Source organism: Heliomicrobium modesticaldum Ice1 (genome assembly GCF_000019165.1).
In the GTDB taxonomy this organism is placed as follows: Bacteria; Bacillota; Desulfitobacteriia; order Heliobacteriales; family Heliobacteriaceae; genus Heliomicrobium; species Heliomicrobium modesticaldum.
In genome coordinates, this window is sequence record NC_010337.2 from 373,799 (window position 1) to 396,003 (window position 22,205).

The following is a 22,205-nucleotide window of genomic DNA, read 5'->3' on the forward strand; positions in this document are numbered from 1 at the left end:
AAAGGGAGGCGATATGATGGCGGACAAACCGAAAGGCATGCATACCTATCATCTCGATCCGGAATCGCTGGAAAGGCTCTACAAGAAGTACGGACGCCCCGGGGAAATCGCCCCCGGCGTGAAAGCCCCCCGTAAACGCTCCATCGCGCCGGACCGGGAACCGGGGGCCGTTCCGCTGTTGGAAACAGAGTGATGGACCTTGACGGAAGGACAAACGATACCTTTCCCCCCGGGAAGGGTATCGCTTTTTTTCGCCCTTTCTCATGTTTCGATTTTGAACATAAAATCTCTCATTTCTCGAACATAAAATCGCTGATGAGATCGCTCGCTCAAATGAAGACCGCTTTGCGCCGCCTGCTCCCTGTAGACCTCTCTAATTGATAGAATTTTCAAAAAACCAGTTGTCTTTTCCTTCCCTGACGATTTAAAATATTGTTACGAGCCGATTCAGGGGCCGCACGGGAAGGAGCGAGGACGATGATGGATCCCCTGGCGCAGATCCGCGCCATCGCCCCCTTTGATCAGTTACCCGAGGAGGCCTTGCGCAGCGTGGCCGAGAAAATGACTTCCCTTCGCTTTTCCAAAGGGGAGGTTATTTTTTCGCAAAACCAACCGGCCTTCCCCCACCTCTTCCTGGCGCTCGACGGGATGGCAGAGATCATCATTCAAAACGACGCCGGGGTGTCGACGGTGATCGGCTTTCGCCAAGGCGGCGAGTTCTTTGGGGAAACCTGCATCGTCGAGAAGAAATATCCTGCCACCGTCAAGGCGATCGATGACATGACCTGCCTGACGATCCCCTTTGACGAACTACACCGGCTCTGGGAAAAGCACGCCGCCTTCTCGGCCTACTTCTCCCGACTCTTCGCCTCCCGTTTTCGGGCCATGATCGACGAGATTGTGGCCGAACACTCCGGGGAGGCGCCCGGTATGGATGGGCGGCCCTTTCGCAAACGCGCCGTTGACATGATGTCCTCGCCGGTATACACCATCGCCGCCAGCGAGCCGGTGACAAAAGCGGCCCGATTGATGGCCGACAAGCGCGTCGGTTCCCTCGTCGTCACTGAAGGGGAGCACCCCATCGGCATCATCACCGAACGAGATCTTGTCTATAATGTGCTGGCTGCGCCGTTCCCTGATGACGCGACCGGGCCCCTCGCTTTTCCTCCATTGAAATCGGCCATGAACAGCCGGTTTATCACCCTGCCACCCGAATCCTATTATTATCAGGTATTGCTGACCATGATCCGCGAGACGGTCCGTTATGTCGGTGTCGTCGACAAGGGTCGTCTGCTCGGCATCGTCGCCCTGACAGACCTGATCCGCAACCGCGACGCCGGCGCCCTGTCCATCGTCGACGGGATCGAGCACTGTCGCTCTGTCGATGAACTGGCGGCCAGGGCCAAGGTGATCGACCGGCTGCTCACGGCCATGGTGGCTGAACAGGCGCAACCAGCCGAGATCACCGAGGTCATCACCGTCCTCTACGACCGGCTGACGGTGCGCATCATCGAACTGGCCCTCGATGTGCTGGCCAAGCGTCGGCTGACGCCGCCGGCGCCTTTCTGCTGGCTGACCATGGGATCGGGAGGGCGGCGCGAACAGACGCTGCGCACAGATCAGGACCATGCCATCGTTTTTGCCGACGTGCCGGAGGAAGATCGGGAGTCGGCGCGCGCCTTTTATCTCGACCTGGGCGAGCTCGTCACCAAGGGCTTGGAGGCCTGCGGCTTCGCCCGCTGTCCCGGTCAGGTCATGGCCGGCAACCCCCGCTGGTGCCATTCCTTCAGCGAATGGATGCACCGCCTCGGCGTCTGGGTAGAGGAATCGGTGCCCGATCATGTGCGCCAGTTGACCATCTTCCTCGATTTCCGCGGCCTCTACGGCGACCAGACGCTGGCCCGCCGTCTGCGAGACGCCGTCTGTCAGACCTACCGCCGCTTCCCCGTCGGTCTGCACCACCTAGCCAAGGATGACCTGCGCCACCAGGTGAGCCTCGGTTTCTTCAAACCCTTTGTCACGGAAAAGAGCGGCGATCACAAAGATGAAATCGATCTGAAGCGCAGCCTGTTGGTGCATCTGATCGACTGTGTCCGCGTCTTTGCCCTGCGCGAGGGGATTCCGGAGACGAACACGCTCACCCGGATCCACCGCCTGGCAGAACGAGGCGTCTTTCACGCCAATGACGCCGAACAGTTTTGTTTCAGCTATAACACCCTGACGGGCATGCGCTTCCGAGAGAATCTACGCAAGCTGCAAGAGGGGCGCTCCCCCGACAACTACATCCACCCCTACCGGTTGACCAAGCGAGAGCAGGCGGCGTTGAAAGAGGCGATTCAGGGCGTCATTCGATTGCAAAGCCTGACCGGTTCGGCTTTTCGCGTCGAGGGCTTCCTGTAACGGCTCTATGGTCCTTGCTTGGACATCGGCCTTCCGGCCTGCTCTGCCCTAGCCTCCTGGCGAGGCTTCCCATGATTAAGGATTTCGCTTCCGATGGAGGGGTTCTCTGACGGGCGCATCGATTGCGCTTTTTCGATCCGGTGGAGGTGTCATCCTTGATTGAAACTTTTCGCTATCTTTTCGGCCTTGAACGCAGCGGTTTCCCCGGGCGGATGCCCGAACCGGCCCTGTCCGCCCGCTTAGTGGAAAAGTGTCGTCGCAATCGGGGGCGCCATAGCCCCTTTCGACTGCTCCGGGACATCACTTTCGTCGTCTTTGATACTGAGACAACAGGACTGAGTGTTCCTAACGACGATGTGATCGCTCTCGGCGGCGTAGCCCTGCCGCCTGGTGGCGAAGGGGCGGAATGGACCGAAGATACCGGGAAGGTGCGAGTCTTTGACCGTCTCGTCAACCCCCATCGCCCTATCCCTGTTCTGGCGCGAGAGATCACCGGCATCGATGATGATATGGTTTTTTCCCAACCGACCATCTATCCGGTTCTTGACGACTTTCTGGATTTTATCGACGGCGCCGTCCTGGTGGCCCACGGGATCGCCTTCGATGTGGGATTTCTCGACAAGTACCTGCGCCCGCTCCGAACGAAGCTCTATCACCCTGTCATCGACACGATCACCCTATCGCGCGTCTTGGAACCTTTTCGCGCCGAACACAGCCTCGACGCCCTGGTCGCAGACTACGGGATCACGCCCCGCCGCCGCCACAGCGCCCTCGGCGACGCGCAGATGACGGCGGATCTGTTTGCAGCCATGCTGGTCCGTCTGCAAAAACTTCGGCAAGTACACACTCTCGGCGATTTGCAGCGTATTTTGGCGCAGCAGCACCTCTAGGAGCGCGCCATCCCTCTCTTGTCCAGAGGACGCCCTTCACAGCCCCGAAGGGAGTTTGTGTTCCAACGGCAGAGGCGCTAATATAATAAAGCAGCAATGCAGCATAACAATAAAATGCTTACTCCGGCGGAAGGAGGATCTCTCGTTGCACCCATCTCCGCTATTTTCGATCATGCGCCTCCTGCCGATCGCCTTTTTCCTCCTCATCAACTACCTCTCCTACATGGCTCTCGTCCGCTGGATGCCCTTTTTCCGACCGGGACGCTGGCGAGTCGCCTTCGTGATCATCGCCTTCCTCTCAGCGCTGCCGCCCCTGTACAGCGTGGCGACAGGCTTCCAGACCCAGGAGGCCTGGTTGCGCATCGCCTATTACCCCGCTTTCGCTTGGAACATCGGCCAGCTCATCTTCCTCTTGGCTGTTCCCCTCGTCTTCATCTTCAAACGCCTCCAAAGTTCCCCGGAGGCGGAGGCCCAACAGGAGTCCCAATCCCACGTCCATCTGCCGGAGAAGGTGACGCGCCGACAACTGCTGCAAGGCGCCATCACCGCCGTCCCCTTCTTCGCCCTCACGGTCGCCGCCGACGGTGTGCTCATCGGCGACAACCGTGTCGTCACCCGCACCTACCCTGTGACCATCCCCGGTCTTTCTCCACACCTCGACGGGCTCCGCCTCGTCCAGATTTCCGACGTCCATCTGGGTACCTTCTTCCCGCTTGACCGCCTCGATGACGCCTTGGAACTCGTGGAGAAACAAAAACCGGACATCTTGACCATCACCGGCGACTATGTAGACGACGTGACACTCCTGCACGAGGCAATCAGGCGAACGGAACAGGTCTCCGCCACCTTGGGCAGCTATTACTGCCTCGGCAACCACGAGCACTACCGAGACCTTGATAAAGTGAGAGGCGCCTTCCGGAGCAGCTCGATCCGACACTTGGACAACAGTTGCTCCACCGTTGAGAACTCGCTCTGCCTGCTCGGCATCGACTACCCCTTCACAGGCCGCGGCGAAGACAACCGGGCAGCCGTTACGGAACGGATGCTCGACAAGGCCCTGTCCGGCGCGCCGGCAGAGGTGCCGAAAATCCTGCTCACTCACCACCCCGACGGGTTCAATGCAGCCCGAAAAAGGGGGGTCGCCCTCTCCCTAGCCGGCCACACCCATGGCGGACAGGTGGGCATCGGCGACCGCTCCCTCTTCCCCTTCGCCATGGCCTATATGCGCGGCTGGTATGGCGATGACGAGCACAAGCTCTTCGTCCACAGCGGCCTCGGTCACTGGATGCCCTTCCGCTTGGGTTGTCCTTCTGAGATCGTCACCTTTGTGTTGCGGAGCGCCTAAAGGTTTTTCTTTTCCATTTATCCCCTCTTGCTTTGAACGGCCGAATCGCCTATACTGATTAAGCATCTTTTGAGGTGCCCAAAACAGAAGAGCAAAAAAGAGTATGGTGGATAGTCGCGGTTTCTGCTTCGCAGGGATCGAGGAAATTCGAGACACGCCCACGACCGCTTCGGCGGTCGCGGAGTATGGTGCCTGGCGCAAGCCAGGGCAGGGCGACCTGACGACGGCAAAAGCGTCTCTTCGGAGAAGCGAGTCGCCATAAAGTGCCACAGAAACGATGTTCCCCGGCGACGGGGAAGTGCAAGGGTAAACTCCACCAGCGTGCAACCCAAATAGGCGGCGTCCAGCCGCGGGTAGGGGCACCCGCTGCGGCGGGAAGGAAGTCAGGCCCTAGGGAGCAGCTTCCTTAGACAAATGACTATCCAACGGCGTAAGCCGGGGACAGAATCTCGATTACAGCCATACTCTTTTTTCTAAAACGGCCGGAGGTCTACACCTCCGGCCGTTTATTTTTTTGCCTCGATAACGACTTTTCCCGCGACGGCGCGGCAACACTAGCATCGCTGTAGAGGGAGGAATCGAGGAGGGAGCGTCCGTGCCGAGAATCGTCTCCATCGCATCCGCCGTGCCGGACCACGTCTTTTACCAAGAAGATATCTGCCATGCCGTGCAGCAGATGTTCTCCGCCTCTTTCCGCGACCTAGAACGACTGCTGCCGATCTTTCAAAACGCGCAGATCGACAAGCGCCACTTCTGCGTTCCCATGGACTGGTTTCAGCAAAACCACAGCTTCGCCGAGAAAAACAGCCTCTACATCGAAAACGCCGTCGACCTGGGTGTTCGCGCCGTCACGCAATGCCTCAACAACGCCGGTCTCGCGCCAGAAGATGTGGATTGCTTTCTCTTTGTTTCCTCTACGGGGATCGCCACCCCGACGATCGATGTGCGCATCGCCAACAAGCTTGCGATGAAACCATCCTTGCGCCGCCTCCCCTTGTGGGGGTTAGGCTGCGCAGGCGGCTGCGCAGGCGTGGCCCGGGCCGCCGAGCTGGCCATCGCCCGTCCGGGCCGCCCCGTACTGCTCCTCACCCTGGAATTGTGCGGCCTTACCTTCCTCTGGGGCGATCGCTCGAAAGGGAACCTGATCGCCACCTCCCTCTTCGGCGACGGGGCTGCTGCCGCTGTGATCGTAGAGGACGGACAGACCGCCGCCAGCGATGGCGCTTCTCCAAGTCCTGCCCTTTCTCCCCAGATCATCGCTTCCCAGACAACCTGTTGGCCCGACACCCTCGACATCATGGGCTGGGACGTGCAAGACGAGGGCTTGAAGGTGATCTTCTCGCGAGACATCCCTGCCTTTGTATTGCGCCACATCCCGCCGGCGGTGGACGCCTTTCTCCGGGAACAGGGGCTGGAGCGTTCGGCCATCGACCGCCTGATCGCCCACCCCGGCGGCGCTAAAGTGATCAGCGCCTATGAAGAATGCCTCGGCCTCTCATCGGAACAGACGCGCCTGAGCCGCCAGGTGCTGCGCGAGTATGGCAACATGTCGTCGGCGACAATCCTCTTTGTTCTGGAAAGGGCGATGGAAGAACGGTCCGCCGAAAATTGCGGCGGCGACAGTTGTGGAAATCACGGCGGCGGCGGTATTTGCAGAGGCGAATACGCATTGATGACTGCACTGGGGCCGGGCTTTTGTTCGGAACTGGCGCTCTTGCGTTGGTGAACGCTGCTCTTTTGCAGATCCTGCCCTTCGCTGACCAGAGGAAAGCCTGAAGGAGGCATGACGTTGCTCGTCTTCTTCGCCTTGTTCTCGTTCGTGCTGGCCCAGCGGGTGGTCGAACTGGCCATCGCCCGGCGAAACGCCCGCCGCATGACCGCCAAAGGAGCCGTCGAGGTGGGGCATGCGCACTATCGATACCTGGTGGCCTTACATGTCTGCTTCTTTGCCGCCTTAATGACGGAAGTGCTCGTGCTGGGCCGAAAGCCGCCTCAGTGGTGGATGGCGCCGGCGGCGGCCTTCCTCATCGCCCAGGGGCTTCGCTACTGGTGCATGACCAGCCTGGGTCATTTCTGGAACACGCGCATCTTTGTCCTCCCCGGCGCCAATGCCATCCGACGTGGTCCCTACCGATTTTTCCGTCATCCCAACTACCTGGCCGTCGTTACGGAACTGCTCTGCATCCCCCTCCTGTTCGGCGCATGGATAACGGCGGCTGTGATTTCCATCGTCAATCTCTACCTGCTGTCGGTGCGCATTCAGGCGGAAGAGGCCGCCTTGGCCGAAGCGACCGATTATGGCGAAGTCTTTCGCTCTTCCCCATAGGGGGGCTTCATGGGACTCCCCATTTCTTATCGGAAGACGGCTGAGCCGGTGATCTCATGAACAGCAGCCTGTTTACCGCTCACCAGAGCGAAAGGGCGTGAGGGAGATATGATGTTTTTGCATCCGCGCAGAAAGGGCAGGCCGGTTCAACCCCAGCATCCGCGCTGTTTCCACCAAGTCGCCGCCCGTCTCCTGAAGGGCAGACTCGATGATTTTCTTTTCCACGTTTTCCAAGGAGAAAGGGCCGGCGATCGTCAGGGTAACGCCGTCGCTCTGAAGACAGCGTTCATGGGGCGTCCTTCTTCCAGACCCGGCCTTTGTTCCATCCCCTTCGGCAATCTTCTCCCGCTCCGCGGCAGATGATGGTTGGTCCTCCCCCGCTCCCGTCTCGACCCGCCTGCGGCGGCGGGAGGTATACAACAACAGCTCCTTGCCCTGGTTGAGCACCACTGTCTCGCCCGGTCTCTCCTGCGCTGGCAAATTGGCCTTATCTGACCTCCGCTGTGCGGTGCCGCTGTCTTGCTTAGACAGCAGGGGAGTGCCATCCCGCGTCACTGATGAGACAGCGATGTCCCCTTGCTCGTGTGGCACCGCGCCGACCTGAGTAACCACTTCGCCGGACCGCCGGTTCTGATCGCCTCTCCTTGTGGAGGCAGCCGCGCCGTTCGCCGAAGATGTGTTCAATCCCGTTTCTTTTTGACCGATGCACGGTGGATCGACAGCAGTCAATTCGGCAGCGGTGATCCACTCCCCACGGGTGATGATGACCGCCCGCTCGATCCGGTTGGCCAATTCCCGCACGTTGCCCGGCCAGGCATAGCCGGTCAGGATGTGGACGGCGTCGGCTGTAAATCCCCGGATCCGACCGCGCGGTTCATAACGGCACAAAAAATGCCGGGCCAAGTCGGCGATGTCCTCTTTGCGCACCGATAAAGGCGGCAGATGGATCGGGATCACATTGAGCCGGTAGTAGAGATCCTCCCGCATCCGTCCCTCCCGTACGGCATCGGCCAAGCTCCGGCTGGAGGCGACGATCACACGCACATCGACAGCCAACTGTCTTGTCCCGCCGATCCGGGTGAAAGCACCGTCTTCCAGCACACGGCACAGCCTCACCTGCAGATCAAGGGGTAACAGTTCAATATCCCGGATCAAGAGAGTCCCCCGGTGGGCCAGTTCCAACCGTCCCGACCGAACCTTCGCTTCATTACCCGCCTTCGCAGGACCGGGCGGTTCCCAGCCAAACAGCTCGCTTTCGAGCAGGTTGGGCGGGATGGCTGCGCAGGGGAAGACGACAAAGGGGTATTCGCGACGGCGGCTTTGGTGATGGATCGCCCGGGCGACAACCTCCTTTCCCGTTCCCGCCTCGCCCACCACGGTGACAGGTGCCCGGGCGTCAGCCACCTGAGCGATGAGTTCCCGGATGGCGCGCATGGCCGGGCTGACGCCGATCAACTCCACGTTCTCCCGCCTCCCGGCTGCTTCCAGGCGCAGGAAACGCACCTCCTGCCGCAAAGACTCTATTTCGAGCGCCTTTTCCAAGGCTAAGCGGAGTTCGTCGAGGCTAAATGGCTTTTGCAGGTAATCGCGCGCCCCCAAGCGCTGCGCTTCCAAGGCCGTCTCGGCCGATGCCTGACCAGTAAGGACGAGGAAGGGCACATTAGAACGGACGCCGAGCAGGCGGTGCAAGACCGGCATGCCTTCCGACCCCGGTCCGTCCAGGTCGACGATCACCAGGTTCACCGCTTCCCTTTCCAACTGCTGCACCGCCTCATTCCCGTTCTGCACCGAGATGACCCTGTAGCCGACTCGGCTCAGTCCCCGCGCCAAGACCCACCGCAGGTGCTCCTCGGGACTGAGCAGCAACAAGACGCCTTGCATCGGCACCTTCCCCTCCCGCCGCCTTTTCGGCTAATTTACAGTCCTTGGCTGTTTCGACTGAAACGACTGGCCGTCTACCTGTCTTGATCATTCCCTTGCGCCGGCGTACAAGGGCCGGACGCTATCCATCTCATTCTTTTTCGATTCGATGGCGCTCCCTCGGTGAGAACTCTCCAGCTCCTCATCTCCAGTGCCGTTTTGGGCGGGGGCAGCAGGCGCAGGACGAAGCAAGAACCCTTTGTCTCGCAGAAAACGTTCCGGCTCCGCTGCTGTAAAGACCGGGGGCATCCGCAACACCACCTGTACCTCTCCGGTAGCGCCGGGGGTGATGACGACCCTGCCTCCTTGCGCCTCGATGGCCAGGCGAGCCAGATGTCCCTCCGGAGATGCCGTCAATTCCCTCGCCCCTCGCAGGTGACATTCGAGGGTGCACCCGATTTCTCCACCGTTGCCTTTTACCATGTTCTCATCGTTCCTTTTATAGGCGCCATCTGCTTCGACTGCAGGGACTGTTTTTTCAGGCGCCACGTTGATCCGAACATGGAGCTGTCCTGTTACATCGGGACGGCAAAGTCCCACCAAAAGCCGGCATATCGCCTCAGCCAGGCGTTCCCCCTCTGCCCAGACCTTGAGCGGCACCTGCTGTCGGAAGACTTCTTGGCTCACAGCATAACCCGGAAGGCGTTTGCGGAACCGTTCCAGCACCCCGTCGACCAGGACGGAAAGGTCCAGCCAATCTGGAGGGGTCCCGTCGACCTGCAACAGCCCGATGGCCTCCCGGAGGTACTGCTGCTGGCGCTGCGCCTCGACGGCGATGATCCGCGTGTGGAGAATGATGTCGGTGCGGTAACCAAACTCCTCTTCTAACACCTGGACGGCGCAACGGATGACGCCGAGGGAGTGGTTGAGGGGGGGAACCAGTTCGTCGAGCAGTCGGGCAGGTGCGGAGCATTGGCCGGGGCATGGCCGTACATCGAACATAAGACCGCCCTTGTCATGGAGAGTAACCGGGCGTTCAGGCCCAGCCTCCTCGTCATCTCCCTTGCCTCCCGCTCCTTCCTCCTGCTCATCATCCCACCTGCGCTCCCCGTCCCGATTGTTCTTCTCATCCCGGATGTCCCAGCGCAGTGCCTCAAGGTCTCCCTCGTCGTGACCATCCTCCTCACCGTCAAAACCGCTCTTTTTTCGAGTCGCCCAGAAGCCGATCACCAAAAAGAGGGCCAAAAGGGCAGCCACCCATTCGCGACCATCCAGCAATCTGCTGAGAAAACCCCCACGGGGAAAAAGAAACACCCCAACCAGGGCCGCAATCGTCATGGCAGCGGCCGTCAGGGTGATCATCAAAAGCGATTTGCGCCGAGGGTTCACAACAACACCTCGCTCTCGCTCATTCGTTCGGCTCCGAGGCGAGGCCCGGTTGGCGGGATAGAAGCCGAGGAAATTGCCGATGACCACCGAAAAACCGAAGGCCAGCGCCATCGCCTCCGAAAGATCTCGATCTGCCGGCGGCCCTGGACGACAAAAAAGTTCCGCACACTACTGTATTCAAGGGTCGTCCCGGTTATGTTCGTCCTGTACTCCGGTTGGACCATCGGACGGACCGCTTTCATTACAGCGATCAGCTCCCCCCAGGCCGATTGCAACAGTCGCAGGTCAGGGGGCTCGCGCTCCCATGTGACAAATCATTAAATGATGTTTCTGAAAATCTTCTAAAGATGCTGCCTAAGTAAGCGAAAAAAGAAATTAGCACAAAAATGCATTGAGATTTTACTTTATATGCAAAAAATACTTAAAACTGCATTTAACAACCTTAACGTAAAACCCTTTAACCTTGGTATATAATCACTTGTGAAAGGATTGATTACATTTTAAGGGAGTGCATAAAGAATGAACCAAACGGTGCATCATTGGCTTCTGTTGCGCTCCTCGAGTGAACCAGGCATGTATTCGATACTCGACTTCGGACCATCGGAAAGTGACATTCGACGGACGCGCCGGGATTATCTCGAGTTGAACATCTACCCGAAAAATGCCTTGGTCTTGATCCAGGCAAAAAGCTCGACGGAGGCCTTGAGAAAAGCGCGCGCCACAGAACGACTGAAAGCAATACCTCTTTCCCACTATTATCAATGGTCAAAGGAAAGCCCTGCACTGTCAACAGAGCGTTGCTAGAATGCGGTTGCCGACCACTCCATTGGATCATTATCGGGGAAGCGCGCCAGCCTGCCCGAAAAAATTTCTATTCCCCCCATTGCCAGGACAGCCCTTCTCATGCTAGAATAACGCCAATCCAATTGAATCAGGTTCTTAATGGAAAAACGATGAAAAGGTAAAGTACCCTTATGGCTTCAGCCCAGAGAGCCGGGGACAGGTGAAAGCCCGGTCTGCAAGCGATAAGGCGAAGTTCACCTTGGAGTTGCCCGCTGAAGACTCTCCCTCCGAACGCATCGGCAGCGCGAGAGTTGGTAGGTGAGGCCGGATCTTCCACCGTTATGGGGAAGGGGGTATCGGTGAGGCGCTATGCCTTGGCCCGTACCTTAATGAAGGAGGGCTTGTTGGGCGCAGTCCCGAAGAGCCAATGAGGGTGGTACCGCGGGTGATGATCCCGTCCCTTGTCGCCAGACAAGGGACGGGATTTTTTATTTTGTCCTGTTACTGTTTTAACGGGGTCTGTTTCAACTTATTTCGTTGCAACCTGTCACTGATTTTAATAAAAATTAACAGCGCAAAGGAGGTGGAAAACAAGATGCTCGGACTGCACGATCCCTGGATTGCAGGCGCCTACCTGCTCTGTATCGCCTCGACGCTGCTCTGTGTCGGCTACGCCTACTGGGGCCAGCACCAAGGAGAATAAGGCGCGATCGCTGCTCCTGAACGAGAGCGTTCAGCGAATGCGCCAAAAAAGGGCCGATCATTCTCGGAAGATTCAGAAAACATCGATCGCACTAATCTTTTGATTTGACCGATCATCGGATTTCACACAAGCACAAACGGGAGGGATGGCAAAGTGGAACACGGTCTCCTTTACATCATGTTGGCCTTTTATCTCGGCGCCACGGTGCTCCTCGGCTATCTGGGCTACCGGCACACGCGCTCGTCGAAGGACTACCTCATCGCCGGCGGCAATATCCATCCCTTTCTGATGGCCTTGGCCTACGGCTCCACCTTCATCTCCACCTCGGCCATCGTCGGTTTCGGCGGCGCCGCCGGCGTCTACGGCATGAGCCTGTTGTGGCTCACCGTCTTCAACATCTTCGTGGGCATCTTCATCGCCTTCGTCTTCTATGGCGTCAAGACGCGCAAGCTGGCCCACCAACTGGGCGTGCACACCTTCCCCGAGTTTCTCGGCGCCCGCTTCTCATCGCCCTTCATCCGCAACTTCTCGGCCGGCGTCATCGCCCTCTCCATGCCCCTCTACGCGGCGGCCGTCATGATCGGCGGCGCCCGCTACATGGAAGAGGCCATGCAGCTCAACTACACCACCTCCATGATCATCTTCGCCGTCATCGTCCTGGCCTACGTCTTCTTCGGCGGCCTGCGGGGGGTCATCTACAACGACGCCCTACAGAGTTCCATCATGTTCATCGGCATGGGTGTCTTACTCTACCTCACCTACGACAAGCTGGGCGGCGTCGTGACGGCCCATGAAAAGCTGAGCGCCCTCAAAGACCTGGTACCCCAGGCCCTGGCGGCGAAAGGCCACCTGGGCTGGACGGCCATGCCCCGGTTCGGTTCCGAGATCTGGTGGTTCGTCGTCTCCACCCTCGTCCTCGGCGTCGGCATCGGCGTCCTGGCCCAGCCCCAGTTGGCCGTCCGCTACATGACCGTCTCCGGCAAAAAAGAGATTTACCGCGCTTTGAGCGTCGGCGGCGTCTTCATCCTCTTCATGACCGGCACGGCCTTCACCGTCGGCGCCCTCTCCAATGTCTACTTCATGGAGCAATCGGGCAAACTCGCCCTGGCGGCCACAGCCGTGGGCGGCGCAGCGCCGAACGTTGACAAGATCATCCCCCTCTTCATCACCCAGGCCATGCCCGAGTGGATCATGTACCTCTTCCTGCTCTCGCTCATGGCGGCGGCCATGTCCACCCTGAGCGGCCAGTTCCACCTCATCGCCACGTCGCTCACCTATGACCTCAACCCGAAGGCCAAAAAGGGCGATCAAAAAACCCTCCTCTGGGCGCGCGTCGGCACCGTCATCGGCTTCACCCTCACCCTGTTGCTGGCGCTCCAGCTTCCGCCGAGCATCATCGCCATCGCCACGGCCCTTTTCTTCGGCATGTGCGCATCCGCCTTTTTACCCATGTACACGGCCGCCCTCTACTGGCCGAAGGTGACGCCGGCCGGGGCGACCTGGAGCATGATCTCGGCCACCGTCACCTACCTCGTCCTCGTCCTCTTCGTCCATGAAAAAGAAGCGGCCATCTTCGGCGTCTGCCAACAGCTCTTCGGCGCCAAAACCCTGGCGGCGGCGCCCTGGACCTACATCGACCCTATGGTGATCAGCCTGCCCGTCAGCGCCGTCGTCCTCGTCGCCGTCAGCCTGATGACGCAAAAGGCCGCCCAAGCGGACACTACTCTTCTCCCCAAGTCTGCTCCGAGACAGCGGCAACTGTGAAGAAAGTGGGACAATAAAAGACAAAAAGACTGCTGTTTCTTAACAGCAGCCTCTAGCAGGGCATTTGGCCCTGCTTTTCTTTTTTCATTTATGAATTCCTAACCCGATTAAGGACCAAATAATAAGGTTCCAACAGCCCAATAGAAGTGTGAAAAAAGGAAAAGTGCTGCGTTGGAAATCATGCCCCATTTCGCGTACTTATCCTTGCTATTACGGTATCCCAGATAACCAACAACAAATCCGATCGGACCTAAAATCATGGGAAAGAAAACTGCCCATCGAAGAAATGACGTGAGACTCAATGAAACAGGCTGAATAAAGAAATTTAAGATGAGTAACCCAAGTAATGTAGCAACACCAACCGATGTGTACCCTAAAAAGCCTTTTTTTAACTCCATTTAGCATACCTCCCAATTCAATCCTACTATGGTAAAGTGAATTTGTAAAGACTAACTTATAATTGACTGTAACGACAAAAAATGATAATATTGCCATCGTTAAGAGGTAAAACGCCTGTTCATGCAGGCGTTTTTTCAATACTGCTCAGATAACCATGAAACCCTCACCGTAGGGGGAATGGATCGCTAGTTATATAGGCCAAGTGGCGCGCCAAGATTTCCAGTTGCTTCTCGATGCTGACCACGCGGGCTTCCAGTTCTTTGACCTGCCCTTTGAGTCCGATTACTTCCACCGCTATGACAGACCAATGCTCCGCGTGAGCCTCTCCAGCCGCCTCTGTTCGATCCGCCACAACCTTCGGTTCAGTTGCTTTGTGCATGTTGAGTGAATCTGCAATTCCTCTAACATTCGTTGTGTCTGAGATACCTGTGATCATTGCCCGTTCCATTGAAGTCCCTCTCCCCCCGGCGCGCCGGGTATCGAGAAGCGCGCCTACAGGAATATATGCGACGACCGGCCCGCTATTCCCAATGAATCCCCTATTGACGAGAAGGAACTTCCCGGTTATACTAACATTTGTCTTCGGGGCGTAGCTCAGTTTGGTAGAGCGCTACCTTGGGGTGGTAGAGGCCGCACGTTCAAATCGTGTCGCTCCGACCATGTGTCTGGAGGGGTTCCCGAGTGGCTAAAGGGAGCAGACTGTAAATCTGCCGTCTGACGACTTCGTAGGTTCGAATCCTACCCCCTCCACCACTTAGCGAATTGACCCGTGCCGTTTGCGGCGCGGGTTTTTTGCTTTTTTATAACTTTTTTATAACTTCTTTGCTTTTTAAACCCCTTGCCCTTCCCCCTTTCCTTTGTCCCTGCCCTTGCCAGGCGTACGGAAGCTTGATGAAAAACAAAGACCGGAGCATGCCTTGCCTCCGGTCCTGACCCTTTCCACCTTCATTCACGCTGGCTACCGACCGCGTGCATTCAGTTGTCAAAGATAGACCGGCCTTCCCCCTGCGGGGCGTCGTTCCGCTGGGGAACGCGACTGCCGGGGTATCGCTGCTGGGCGGGGCAGAAAGCAGGTCATCCGTCATTCTTCAAATGCGCCACCTCTTTTGCTCCGGTCCGGCTGCCTTGTCCTCACTCTTGGGCGCTCGTTCCTCGGTCCACATTCCATCACCCCGCCGTCCATGGCCTATCGGGGCTACGTTTCCGCCGTCTCCCACTCCCGCTGGCGCGGGGTCCCGCTCTGAAGCGGTCCGAAAACGCCGATGAGACCGCTGGAACGGAGCCGACCGGCTACTTGATTCCCACCTCCCCCGGTTTCCCCGGAGGCCCCTGGGCGTCTGCCCCAGACTTCCCGCCATTCCCGCCGTCGAAGCGGCCCAACTTGAACGCAATCCCGGGTCATGCGTGCAGCCCTTCATTCGACTGGGGACTCACTCGTTTTCACCGGATCCACCGTAGCCTCCCGTCATTCCCCTCCGTTGCAGCAGAACCGATGTCCACCAAGGCGCGGGCAAGCGGACAGACACCAGCCTGCTTAGCCCAATGGAATCTCCTCCTCTCTGATAAATCTACCAATCTATTCTCTATTTTCTATTATTTTCCTTCTTTTGGTTTAAAATGTTCATTGTTTTTTTCTATACCGTCCTGGCACAGTCAGCGACAACCCTGTCTCATTCGATCAGGAAAAAGGGTACGCCTTTGCTGTCATACCCATCCGTGGTAAAATGTTAAGGGAAAGAAAAACCATCATAGACGAGGGAAGACAATGCGCGTATACGCCTTGGTGGGTCCCAGCGGCACCGGCAAAAGCCACCGGGCCATCCGGCTCGCCGCCGAACTCCACTGTCAGGTGATCATCGACGACGGCCTGATCATTGAAGAAAACCGCATCCTCGCCGGCACGACGGCCAAACGGTCGTCCACCCGCCTGGGCGCCATTAAAACCGCTCTTTTTCAGGAGCAGGAACACCGGGACGAAGCGGTGCAGGCGCTGTTGCGTTGCGCGCCAAAGGGGGTCCTGATCCTGGGCACTTCCGAAGGAATGGTAGAAAAGATCGCCGCCCGCCTGAAACTGCCGGCGATTGAGAAGATCATCTACATCCACGACATCGCTTCCTCCAATGAGATCCGCAAAGCCCGCTACAACCGGGCCCATCACGGTCGCCACGTCGTCCCCGCCCCCGCTCTGGAAGTGACCCGGAATTGGACCGACGCTCTGATCAACCCGGTGAAGGTCTTCTTCCAGAAGAAAGGCTCCGAGCGCAAGACCTGGGCCGAACAGTCTGTCGTCCGCCCCACCTTCACCTCCTTGGGCAACCTGTCCATCTCCACCCCGGCCATCGTCGCCGGCATCACCCACCAGGTGCAGGAAGTGCCCGGCGTGGCCGATGTGGGCAGCATCAGCATCAGCCATGGCGACGACGGCGTCACCGTCCGCCTCCCCATCACCGCCGTCTACGGGCAGCCCCTCCATGTGCTGGGTCGCAAGGTGCAGCGCCTCGCTTTCGACATCCTGGAGAATATGGGTATCTCCGTGTTGGCCGTCGATGTGACGATTGAGAAGCTGGTCATGAAATAGCAGGTCGCTCAATGAAAAAACCCCTCCGCAGGATCGCTGATCCTGAAGGGGTTTTTCACTTTTTATGCCCCCCTCCGCCGTCATCCGGATGGGCGTTTGTGCAGATCATCCAGTTCGCCGCGCTATGTCGCTTCCTGAATCTTCTCGGAAGCTTCTGCGGCTTTTCATACCGTCATTTCGGACATGACAGCGCCAATCGATTCATAGGTCACTTGCAGCAACTGATCCAGTTCGCTGTCGCTCATGCCCAAGATCGGCATCAGGACGAGCACGTCGCCAAGGGGTCGCAGGATGACGCCACGCCTGCGCGCCTCCAGGATCACCCGGTGCCCCATCCGCAGCGCCGGCGCGAAGGGTTCCTTGGTCGCCTTGTCCTTCACCAGTTCGATGCCGATCATGAACCCCCGCTGGCGCACATCGCCCACATGGGGGAGAGCATGAAAGTGTTCCAGCCCCTGACGGAGCCGCTCGATCTTACCTTGCAGCCCTTCGATCACACAATCCCGCTCGAAGATCTCGAGGTTGGCCAGGGCGGCGGCGCAGGCCAGCGGGTTGCCCGTGTAGCTGTGACCGTGAAAGAAGGTCTTGTATTCGCTGTACTCGCCCAAGAAGGCTTCATAGATCTTTTCCGTAGCCAGCGTGGCTGCCAGAGGGAGGTAGCCGCCGGTGATGCCCTTCGCCAGGCACATCAGATCCGGTGAGACCCCCTCCTGTTCACAGGCGAAAAGGCTTCCCGTGCGGCCGAAGCCGACAGCCACTTCATCGGCGATCAGGAGGACATCGCATTCGGTGCAGCGTTCGCGCACGGCGCGAAGGTATCCCGGCGGGGCGGTGATGATGCCGGCCGCCCCCTGGACCAAAGGCTCGATGACGACAGCGGCCAGTTCGTCCTTGTGGGCGCTGATGAGGCGGTCAAATTCCTCCAGACAGGCAAAGCCGCATTCCCCTGCTTCCCGGCCCATGGGGCAGCGGTAACAATAAGGGGCAGGCGCTTTCAGGCTCTGAAACAGCAAGGGCCGGTACAGCGAATGGAAGAGATCCATGCCGCCGAGGCTGACGGAGCCGATGGTATCGCCGTGATAGGCCCCGCTGAACGTTAAAAACCGCTGTTTGCCCCGCTTCCTTGTATCCGGCTGCTGCTGCCAGTACTGAAAGGCCATTTTCAAGGCGATCTCCACCGACGTGGCTCCAGAATCAGAGTAAAAGACCCGGCTGAGGCCCTCGGGGGTGATCCGGACCAGTTCCTTCGCCAGTCGGGTGGCCGGGACGTTGGATAGGCCCAGCAGGGTCGAGTGAGACACCTGCTCCGCCTGGCTGCGGATCGCCTCGTTGATCTCTTTGCGGTTGTGACCGTGGACTGTCACCCAGAGCGATGAGATGCCGTCCAGGTACTTGCGGCCTTGCGTGTCAAAAAGGTAGCTGCCCTCGCCGCGCTCGATGATCAGGTTGTCTTCCCGACAGTACTCGCGCATTTGGGTAAAGGGGTGCCATAGGTACCTTTTGTCCAACTCCTGAAGGTCTTCGCAACCTGTGTTGGCTGGGATTTTTTCAAGGTCTATCGATTGCATGCCGTGCGGCCTCCTCTGTAAGCTTGTGGATATCCAACTGCGCCGCCAGAAGGCGGCAGTACTCTGCAAAGAGACCGGCCTGGCTGATATCGCCCATATGGGGCAGCCTGGCGAGGATGGGTATCCCCGTCATGCGACGGATCATCTCCGGGCTGGTCTGCTCGGCCAGGTCCGGTGTCACCGACGCGCCGTTCAGGATGATCCCCAGAAGGGGAATCCCCTTTTCCCGCGCATAGCGGACCGTCAGGACGGTATGGTTGATCGTGCCCAGCCCCGCCCGCCCGACGATGAGCAGGGGCAGCCTCCACCGGCAAGCCAAATCGGCCATGGTAAAGTCCGGCGTCGTGAGGGGCACGGCCAAACCGCCGGCACCTTCGACAAGCACCATATCGCACCTGTTTGCCAGCCGCCAAAGGAATTGATCGAGTACGTCAAGGTCTACAGGCTGGTCGGACAACGCTGCCGCAACGGCGGGAGCCAGCGGCGCTTCATAACAGACCGGACTCAGCCAATCATCAGGCAAGTCGATCTCCAGGTTGCGGCGATAAAAGGCCAGGTCTTCCCGAAAAAAGCCCCCCTCAGTCAGCGGCGCGCCTGTCTGCACCGGCTTAAAGGGAACAGCCCTGATTTTGACAGCAGTCATCACCTTGCAAAGCGCCGCAGTGACGACTGTCTTTCCCACACCAGTATCCGTACCGGTGACAAAGATGCCCCCATGCAACATCCATCCCTGCTTTCCTCACCACTTGCCTGTCTTTACGCCGTCACTTGCACTTCTCTTTGCCATCGTTTGCGCTTCTCTTCGCCATCGTTTGCGCTTCTATTACGCCTGCGCCTCTTCCTTGACGCCTTCCTCCACAAAAAGGGCCTTTCCCCTTGTTCCCCGCAAGACCCACAGCTTGACCCCGATATAAGCCGCTGCGCCGCTCAGCAGGATGTCTCCCGGCAAAGGGAGCAAGATGCCGTACAACAGGGTGTTCCAAAGGGTGATCGACTTGGCAAGGACCAGGTTCATGATCCCGTAGAGGTAGAGGGCGCCGATGCCGTAGATGACGGCCAGCCCGGCCATAGCCGCCCCAAAGAAGGGGAGAATGCTTGCCTTTTCCTGCCTCTCCGTCAATCGACCGATAAGCCAGGCGCCCAGGGCAAAGCCGATCAGATATCCGAAAGTCGGCTTGAGCACATACCCCGGCCCTCCCCCTTCAGCAAAGACGGGCAGGCCGATGAGGCCGATACCGATGTAGACCAACTGGCTGGCCAGGCCCATACGGCTGCCCAGAACGATACCAGCCATGGCGACGAACAGGTACTGCAAGGTAAAGGGAACAAAAGGCACAGGAACCTTGATGAAGGCGCCTGCCGCCGTCAATGCGGCAAAGAGCGCCACCTGCGCCATCTCTCGCGGTGTCCAACCCACCATGATTGCCTCCTTTTTGTCGACTTTCTTTATGTATATTGGTTGACAAATATACTGTACTGACTACCATCTTTTATGTCAACCGTATATTTTTATTAGGTTCACAATCAGGACGCAAACAACCCTGACCGGCAGCTTGAGCGGTCAGGGTTTTGTTTTAACGGGACTTGCGCCGGCCTGTTTCATTGACTTGTCTGCGGCACGCCCCGCATGGTCAATCCGACCCGCTCCCGCTGCCGGTCCACCGAGAGGACGGCCACGGTGACGATGTCCCCGACAGCGACAACCTCCATGGGGTGGCGGACGAACTTGTCGGCCAGTTGGGACACGTGGACGAGGCCGTCATGCTTGATTCCGATGTCGACAAAAGCGCCGAAGTCGACCACATTGCGCACCGTCCCTTGCAGAACCATACCTTCCTTCAGGTTATCAAGGGAGAGCACCGCAGAAGAGAAGCGCGGCTTGGGCAAGTCCTCCCGAGGGTCGCGTCCCGGCTTCATCAAGGCCTCGATGATGTCCTTCAAGGTGGGAACACCGAGGCCGGTCGCTTCCGCCATCTTCGCCACGTCCACCTTAGCCAGGGCCGCCTTCAGCTCGTTGTGGCGGGGACCGCCGATATCGGCGGGGCCGAAGCCGAGCACCTTCAACAAACGCAGAGCGCCGTCATAGGATTCAGGGTGGACAGGCGTGTTGTCGAGGGGGTTGTCCCCGTCGGGGATGCGCACGAAGCCGGCGCACTGGACAAAGGCCTGCGGACCAAGGCGGCTCACCTTTTTCAATTCCGACCGTTTGCGAAAGGGCCCCTTTTCTTCCCGGTAGGCGACGATGTTCTTGGCCACCTGGGACGAGATACCGGCCACATAGCGAAGCAGCGACGCAGATGCAGTGTTCAGGTCGACGCCGACTGTATTGACGCAGGACTCGACGACATCACCCAGCGTCTCTTCCAAGCGCTTCTGGTTCATGTCGTGCTGGTACTGGCCGACGCCGAGGGCTTTCGGCTCGATTTTGACCAGTTCGGCCAGCGGATCTTGGAGACGGCGGCCGATGGAGATGGCGCTGCGCAGGGACAGGTCGAAATGGGGAAACTCCTCGCCCGCCAGAGGGGATGCTGAGTAGACGGAGGCGCCGGCCTCGCTCACGATGATAAACTGGACCGCCTGCTCCATCTCTCCGATCGCTTCGGCCACCAGCGCCTCTGTCTCGCGGCTGGCTGTGCCGTTGCCGATGGCGATCAACTCGATGCCGTGTTTTTTGACGATTTGACAGAGATTGCCCTTTGCTTCCTCCCATCGTTTCTGGGGCTCATGGGGATAGATGACGCCCACTTCCAGCAGGCTGCCCGTCTCTGTCAAGGCTGCCCACTTACAGCCGGTGCGGAAGCCAGGGTCGATGCCGAGGACGCGGCGGCGGCCGATGGGGGGCTGCATGAGCAGGTTTTTCAAATTGGCCTGAAAGACCTTCATGGCCTGCTCTTCCGCCTTCTCGGTCAACTCGTTGCGCAGTTCCCGCTCCATCGCCGGCGCCAGGAGGCGTTTATAGCTGTCCTGCAAGGTCTCTCTCAGCCGGTCCATAAATATCGAGGGGCCTGTGATAAGGCGGCTCTCCAGATGTCGGCCGATCGGTTCCCACTCCACCTCGATCTTTACCTTGAGGACTTTTTCCTTCTCACCGCGGTTGATGGCTAGGACGCGGTGCGGCGGGATCTTCGCCACCGGCTCCCTGTAGTCATAGTACATCAGGTACGGCGTCGTAGCTTCCGGATCGACCGCCTTGGCAACGAGAACGCCCCTGCGGGCGGTGAAGGCGCGCACCCAGCGACGAACCTCTGCATCTTCGGCCACTTCCTCGGCGATGATGTCGAGCGCCCCTTGCAGGGCTGCCGCCGCATCGGGCACATCCTTTTCCGGGTTGACAAAGGGGGCCGCCGCCGCTTCCGGCGTTCCCACGCGAAGCGCCTGCGCCTGGATCAGGCGGGCCAGCGGTTCGAGGCCCCGCTCCCGAGCTTGGCTGGCCCGTGTTTTGCGCTTGGGGCGAAAAGGCAGGTAGATGTCCTCCACCTCAGCCAGGGTCTTGGCCTGCTCCAGCGCTTTGGCCAGATCGTCTGTCCATTTACCCTGCTCCTCGATGCTCTTAAGGACCTCTTCTTTGCGCTGGGCCAGCGAACGCAGGTACTTGAGCCGCTCGGCCAACTCGCGCAACTTGTTTTCATCCATCTCGCCGGTGGCTTCTTTGCGGTAGCGGGCGATAAAGGGGATGGTGTTCCCCTCGTCCAACAATTCGATGGCCTTGGCCACTTGAACGGCTTTCAGCCCCAACTCTTTGGCGATCATTTCGGCTAACAACGATCGTTCTCCCTCTTCCTCGAACAAGCCGGAAACCCTCCAGGAGGTCCTTCGTGAACCTCTCCGGTATGCGCCCCGGTATGCTTTCCCTTTGATTCTCCCAGTCACTACTTGTCAAAAAGTCCGCCCTTTTTGTACTTCTTGATGCCAGGCCGCGCCGACACAGGGCCGCCTTCTGCCTTGCCCTTTTTTGTATGTCCCTGGTTGGCGCTCTTTTGTCTCTTCTCTTCGATGATCTTGCGCATAAGTTCTACATTCAACCCGGATTTCTGTTTATCCTTCCCAATCTCGTTCCGGCCGTCTGTCTGGGCTCTTTTCTGTTGCTCATTCTGTTGTTGGTTTTTCTGTTGTTCTTTCTGTATTTCTTCCACTGTTATAAACCCCTTCTTGCTTACTTCTGTATTTTCATCGAAGATACACCTGTTCCGGCGCCTCTTT

The 22,205-nt window shown here is 58.6% G+C and carries 19 protein-coding genes, 2 tRNA genes, 1 other RNA gene and 1 other annotated feature; of the genes, 13 read left to right on the plus strand and 9 right to left on the minus strand.

Annotated features, from left to right (window positions below):
• The first annotated feature begins 16 nt into the window (after positions 1–16).
• The 7 genes from HM1_RS15660 (at position 17) to HM1_RS01730 (ending at position 6,961) form a co-directional block, all read left to right on the plus strand.
• Positions 17–193, plus strand: a complete 177-nt coding sequence (locus tag HM1_RS15660; RefSeq protein ID WP_187147795.1) for a hypothetical protein — start codon at positions 17–19, stop codon at positions 191–193.
• Positions 194–477: 284 nt separating this feature from the next.
• Positions 478–2,400, plus strand: coding sequence for a DUF294 nucleotidyltransferase-like domain-containing protein (locus tag HM1_RS01710; RefSeq protein ID WP_012281528.1), 1,923 nt, complete (start codon positions 478–480; stop codon positions 2,398–2,400).
• 155 nt (positions 2,401–2,555) lie between these two features.
• The gene (locus tag HM1_RS01715; RefSeq protein WP_148207053.1) at positions 2,556–3,290 is read left to right on the plus strand and encodes a 3'-5' exonuclease; all 735 of its coding nucleotides are present in this window, start codon (positions 2,556–2,558) and stop codon (positions 3,288–3,290) included.
• 145 nt (positions 3,291–3,435) lie between these two features.
• The gene (locus HM1_RS01720) at positions 3,436–4,635 is read left to right on the plus strand and encodes a metallophosphoesterase (protein ID WP_012281530.1); all 1,200 of its coding nucleotides are present in this window, start codon (positions 3,436–3,438) and stop codon (positions 4,633–4,635) included.
• Positions 4,636–4,737: 102 nt separating this feature from the next.
• Positions 4,738–5,096, plus strand: an RNA gene (gene rnpB / locus HM1_RS14860) — RNase P RNA component class B.
• Between the two features lie 134 nt (positions 5,097–5,230).
• Positions 5,231–6,361, plus strand: coding sequence for a type III polyketide synthase (locus HM1_RS01725; protein WP_012281531.1), 1,131 nt, complete (start codon positions 5,231–5,233; stop codon positions 6,359–6,361).
• A gap of 57 nt (positions 6,362–6,418) precedes the next feature.
• Positions 6,419–6,961 carry an isoprenylcysteine carboxyl methyltransferase family protein gene (locus HM1_RS01730; RefSeq protein WP_041313082.1) on the plus strand — a complete coding sequence of 181 codons (543 nt, stop codon included), beginning with the start codon at positions 6,419–6,421 and terminating at the stop codon, positions 6,959–6,961.
• A gap of 72 nt (positions 6,962–7,033) precedes the next feature.
• Here the strand turns inward: HM1_RS01730 and HM1_RS14320 are convergent, their stop codons facing one another.
• Entirely contained in the window at positions 7,034–8,842 is a 1,809-nt protein-coding gene (locus HM1_RS14320) for a sigma 54-interacting transcriptional regulator (RefSeq protein WP_012281533.1), read from the minus strand.
• Between the two features lie 87 nt (positions 8,843–8,929).
• A complete protein-coding gene (locus HM1_RS01740; RefSeq protein ID WP_012281534.1) occupies positions 8,930–10,321 on the minus strand; it encodes a hypothetical protein in 1,392 nt (463 codons plus the stop codon).
• A 408-nt stretch (positions 10,322–10,729) separates the two neighbouring features.
• On the opposite strand from HM1_RS01740, the gene HM1_RS15450 reads away from it, so the two are divergent.
• From HM1_RS15450 to HM1_RS01750, 3 genes are all read left to right on the plus strand, one after another.
• Complete coding sequence (locus tag HM1_RS15450) at positions 10,730–11,014, plus strand: hypothetical protein (protein ID WP_148207054.1); 285 nt, start codon at positions 10,730–10,732, stop codon at positions 11,012–11,014.
• A 140-nt stretch (positions 11,015–11,154) separates the two neighbouring features.
• Positions 11,155–11,458: a binding site (T-box leader), on the plus strand.
• A 130-nt stretch (positions 11,459–11,588) separates the two neighbouring features.
• Positions 11,589–11,696 (plus strand): symporter small accessory protein, encoded by a 108-nt coding sequence (locus tag HM1_RS16495; RefSeq protein ID WP_335324170.1) that lies wholly within the window; start codon positions 11,589–11,591, stop codon positions 11,694–11,696.
• 153 nt (positions 11,697–11,849) lie between these two features.
• Positions 11,850–13,460 (plus strand): sodium:solute symporter family protein, encoded by a 1,611-nt coding sequence (locus tag HM1_RS01750; RefSeq protein ID WP_012281537.1) that lies wholly within the window; start codon positions 11,850–11,852, stop codon positions 13,458–13,460.
• Between the two features lie 107 nt (positions 13,461–13,567).
• Here HM1_RS01750 and HM1_RS01755 read toward each other — a convergent pair whose 3' ends face one another.
• Both HM1_RS01755 and HM1_RS14865 read right to left on the minus strand, forming a co-directional pair.
• Positions 13,568–13,858, minus strand: a complete 291-nt coding sequence (locus tag HM1_RS01755; RefSeq protein ID WP_041313085.1) for a hypothetical protein — start codon at positions 13,856–13,858, stop codon at positions 13,568–13,570.
• A 164-nt stretch (positions 13,859–14,022) separates the two neighbouring features.
• A complete protein-coding gene (locus HM1_RS14865; RefSeq protein ID WP_064504611.1) occupies positions 14,023–14,307 on the minus strand; it encodes a hypothetical protein in 285 nt (94 codons plus the stop codon).
• Between the two features lie 135 nt (positions 14,308–14,442).
• On the opposite strand from HM1_RS14865, the gene HM1_RS01765 reads away from it, so the two are divergent.
• The 3 genes from HM1_RS01765 (at position 14,443) to HM1_RS01780 (ending at position 16,437) form a co-directional block, all read left to right on the plus strand.
• A tRNA-Pro gene (locus HM1_RS01765) sits at positions 14,443–14,519 on the plus strand.
• A gap of 7 nt (positions 14,520–14,526) precedes the next feature.
• Positions 14,527–14,612 (plus strand) — tRNA-Tyr (locus tag HM1_RS01770).
• Between the two features lie 1,012 nt (positions 14,613–15,624).
• The gene (locus tag HM1_RS01780) at positions 15,625–16,437 is read left to right on the plus strand and encodes a hypothetical protein (RefSeq protein ID WP_012281539.1); all 813 of its coding nucleotides are present in this window, start codon (positions 15,625–15,627) and stop codon (positions 16,435–16,437) included.
• Between the two features lie 164 nt (positions 16,438–16,601).
• On the opposite strand, the gene bioA is transcribed toward HM1_RS01780, so the two are convergent.
• The 5 genes from bioA to HM1_RS01805 form a co-directional block, all read right to left on the minus strand.
• Positions 16,602–18,005 carry an adenosylmethionine--8-amino-7-oxononanoate transaminase gene (bioA, locus tag HM1_RS01785; protein ID WP_012281540.1) on the minus strand — a complete coding sequence of 468 codons (1,404 nt, stop codon included), beginning with the start codon at positions 18,003–18,005 and terminating at the stop codon, positions 16,602–16,604.
• On the minus strand, positions 17,986–18,729 hold the full coding sequence (bioD, locus tag HM1_RS01790; protein ID WP_012281541.1) for a dethiobiotin synthase: 744 nt from the start codon (positions 18,727–18,729) through the stop codon (positions 17,986–17,988). Before bioD ends, bioA begins: the two co-directional genes overlap by 20 nt.
• 99 nt (positions 18,730–18,828) lie before the next feature.
• Positions 18,829–19,425, minus strand: coding sequence for a biotin transporter BioY (locus tag HM1_RS01795; protein WP_012281542.1), 597 nt, complete (start codon positions 19,423–19,425; stop codon positions 18,829–18,831).
• A 179-nt stretch (positions 19,426–19,604) separates the two neighbouring features.
• Positions 19,605–21,755, minus strand: a complete 2,151-nt coding sequence (locus HM1_RS01800; protein WP_041314319.1) for a Tex family protein — start codon at positions 21,753–21,755, stop codon at positions 19,605–19,607.
• 119 nt (positions 21,756–21,874) lie between these two features.
• Positions 21,875–22,138: a hypothetical protein gene (locus HM1_RS01805; RefSeq protein ID WP_012281544.1), complete on the minus strand. Its 264-nt coding sequence runs from the start codon at positions 22,136–22,138 to the stop codon at positions 21,875–21,877.
• Positions 22,139–22,205: the final 67 nt, after the last annotated feature.

Bases quoted from the DNA above. Each gene is read 5' to 3' on its own strand.
- HM1_RS15660 (WP_187147795.1), top strand. From the start codon at position 17: ATGGCGGACAAACCGAAAGGCATGCATACCTATCATCTCGATCCGGAA.
- HM1_RS01710 (WP_012281528.1), top strand. From the start codon at position 478: ATGATGGATCCCCTGGCGCAGATCCGCGCCATCGCCCCCTTTGATCAG.
- HM1_RS01730 (WP_041313082.1), top strand. From the start codon at position 6,419: ATGACGTTGCTCGTCTTCTTCGCCTTGTTCTCGTTCGTGCTGGCCCAG.
- HM1_RS14320 (WP_012281533.1), bottom strand. From the start codon at position 8,842: ATGCAAGGCGTCTTGTTGCTGCTCAGTCCCGAGGAGCACCTGCGGTGG.
- HM1_RS01740 (WP_012281534.1), bottom strand. From the start codon at position 10,321: ATGGCGCTGGCCTTCGGTTTTTCGGTGGTCATCGGCAATTTCCTCGGC.
- HM1_RS15450 (WP_148207054.1), top strand. From the start codon at position 10,730: ATGAACCAAACGGTGCATCATTGGCTTCTGTTGCGCTCCTCGAGTGAA.
- HM1_RS16495 (WP_335324170.1), top strand. From the start codon at position 11,589: ATGCTCGGACTGCACGATCCCTGGATTGCAGGCGCCTACCTGCTCTGT.
- HM1_RS01755 (WP_041313085.1), bottom strand. From the start codon at position 13,858: ATGGAGTTAAAAAAAGGCTTTTTAGGGTACACATCGGTTGGTGTTGCT.
- HM1_RS14865 (WP_064504611.1), bottom strand. From the start codon at position 14,307: ATGGAACGGGCAATGATCACAGGTATCTCAGACACAACGAATGTTAGA.
- HM1_RS01780 (WP_012281539.1), top strand. From the start codon at position 15,625: ATGCGCGTATACGCCTTGGTGGGTCCCAGCGGCACCGGCAAAAGCCAC.
- bioA (WP_012281540.1), bottom strand. From the start codon at position 18,005: ATGCAATCGATAGACCTTGAAAAAATCCCAGCCAACACAGGTTGCGAA.
- bioD (WP_012281541.1), bottom strand. From the start codon at position 18,729: ATGTTGCATGGGGGCATCTTTGTCACCGGTACGGATACTGGTGTGGGA.
- HM1_RS01795 (WP_012281542.1), bottom strand. From the start codon at position 19,425: ATGGTGGGTTGGACACCGCGAGAGATGGCGCAGGTGGCGCTCTTTGCC.
- HM1_RS01800 (WP_041314319.1), bottom strand. From the start codon at position 21,755: ATGATCGCCAAAGAGTTGGGGCTGAAAGCCGTTCAAGTGGCCAAGGCC.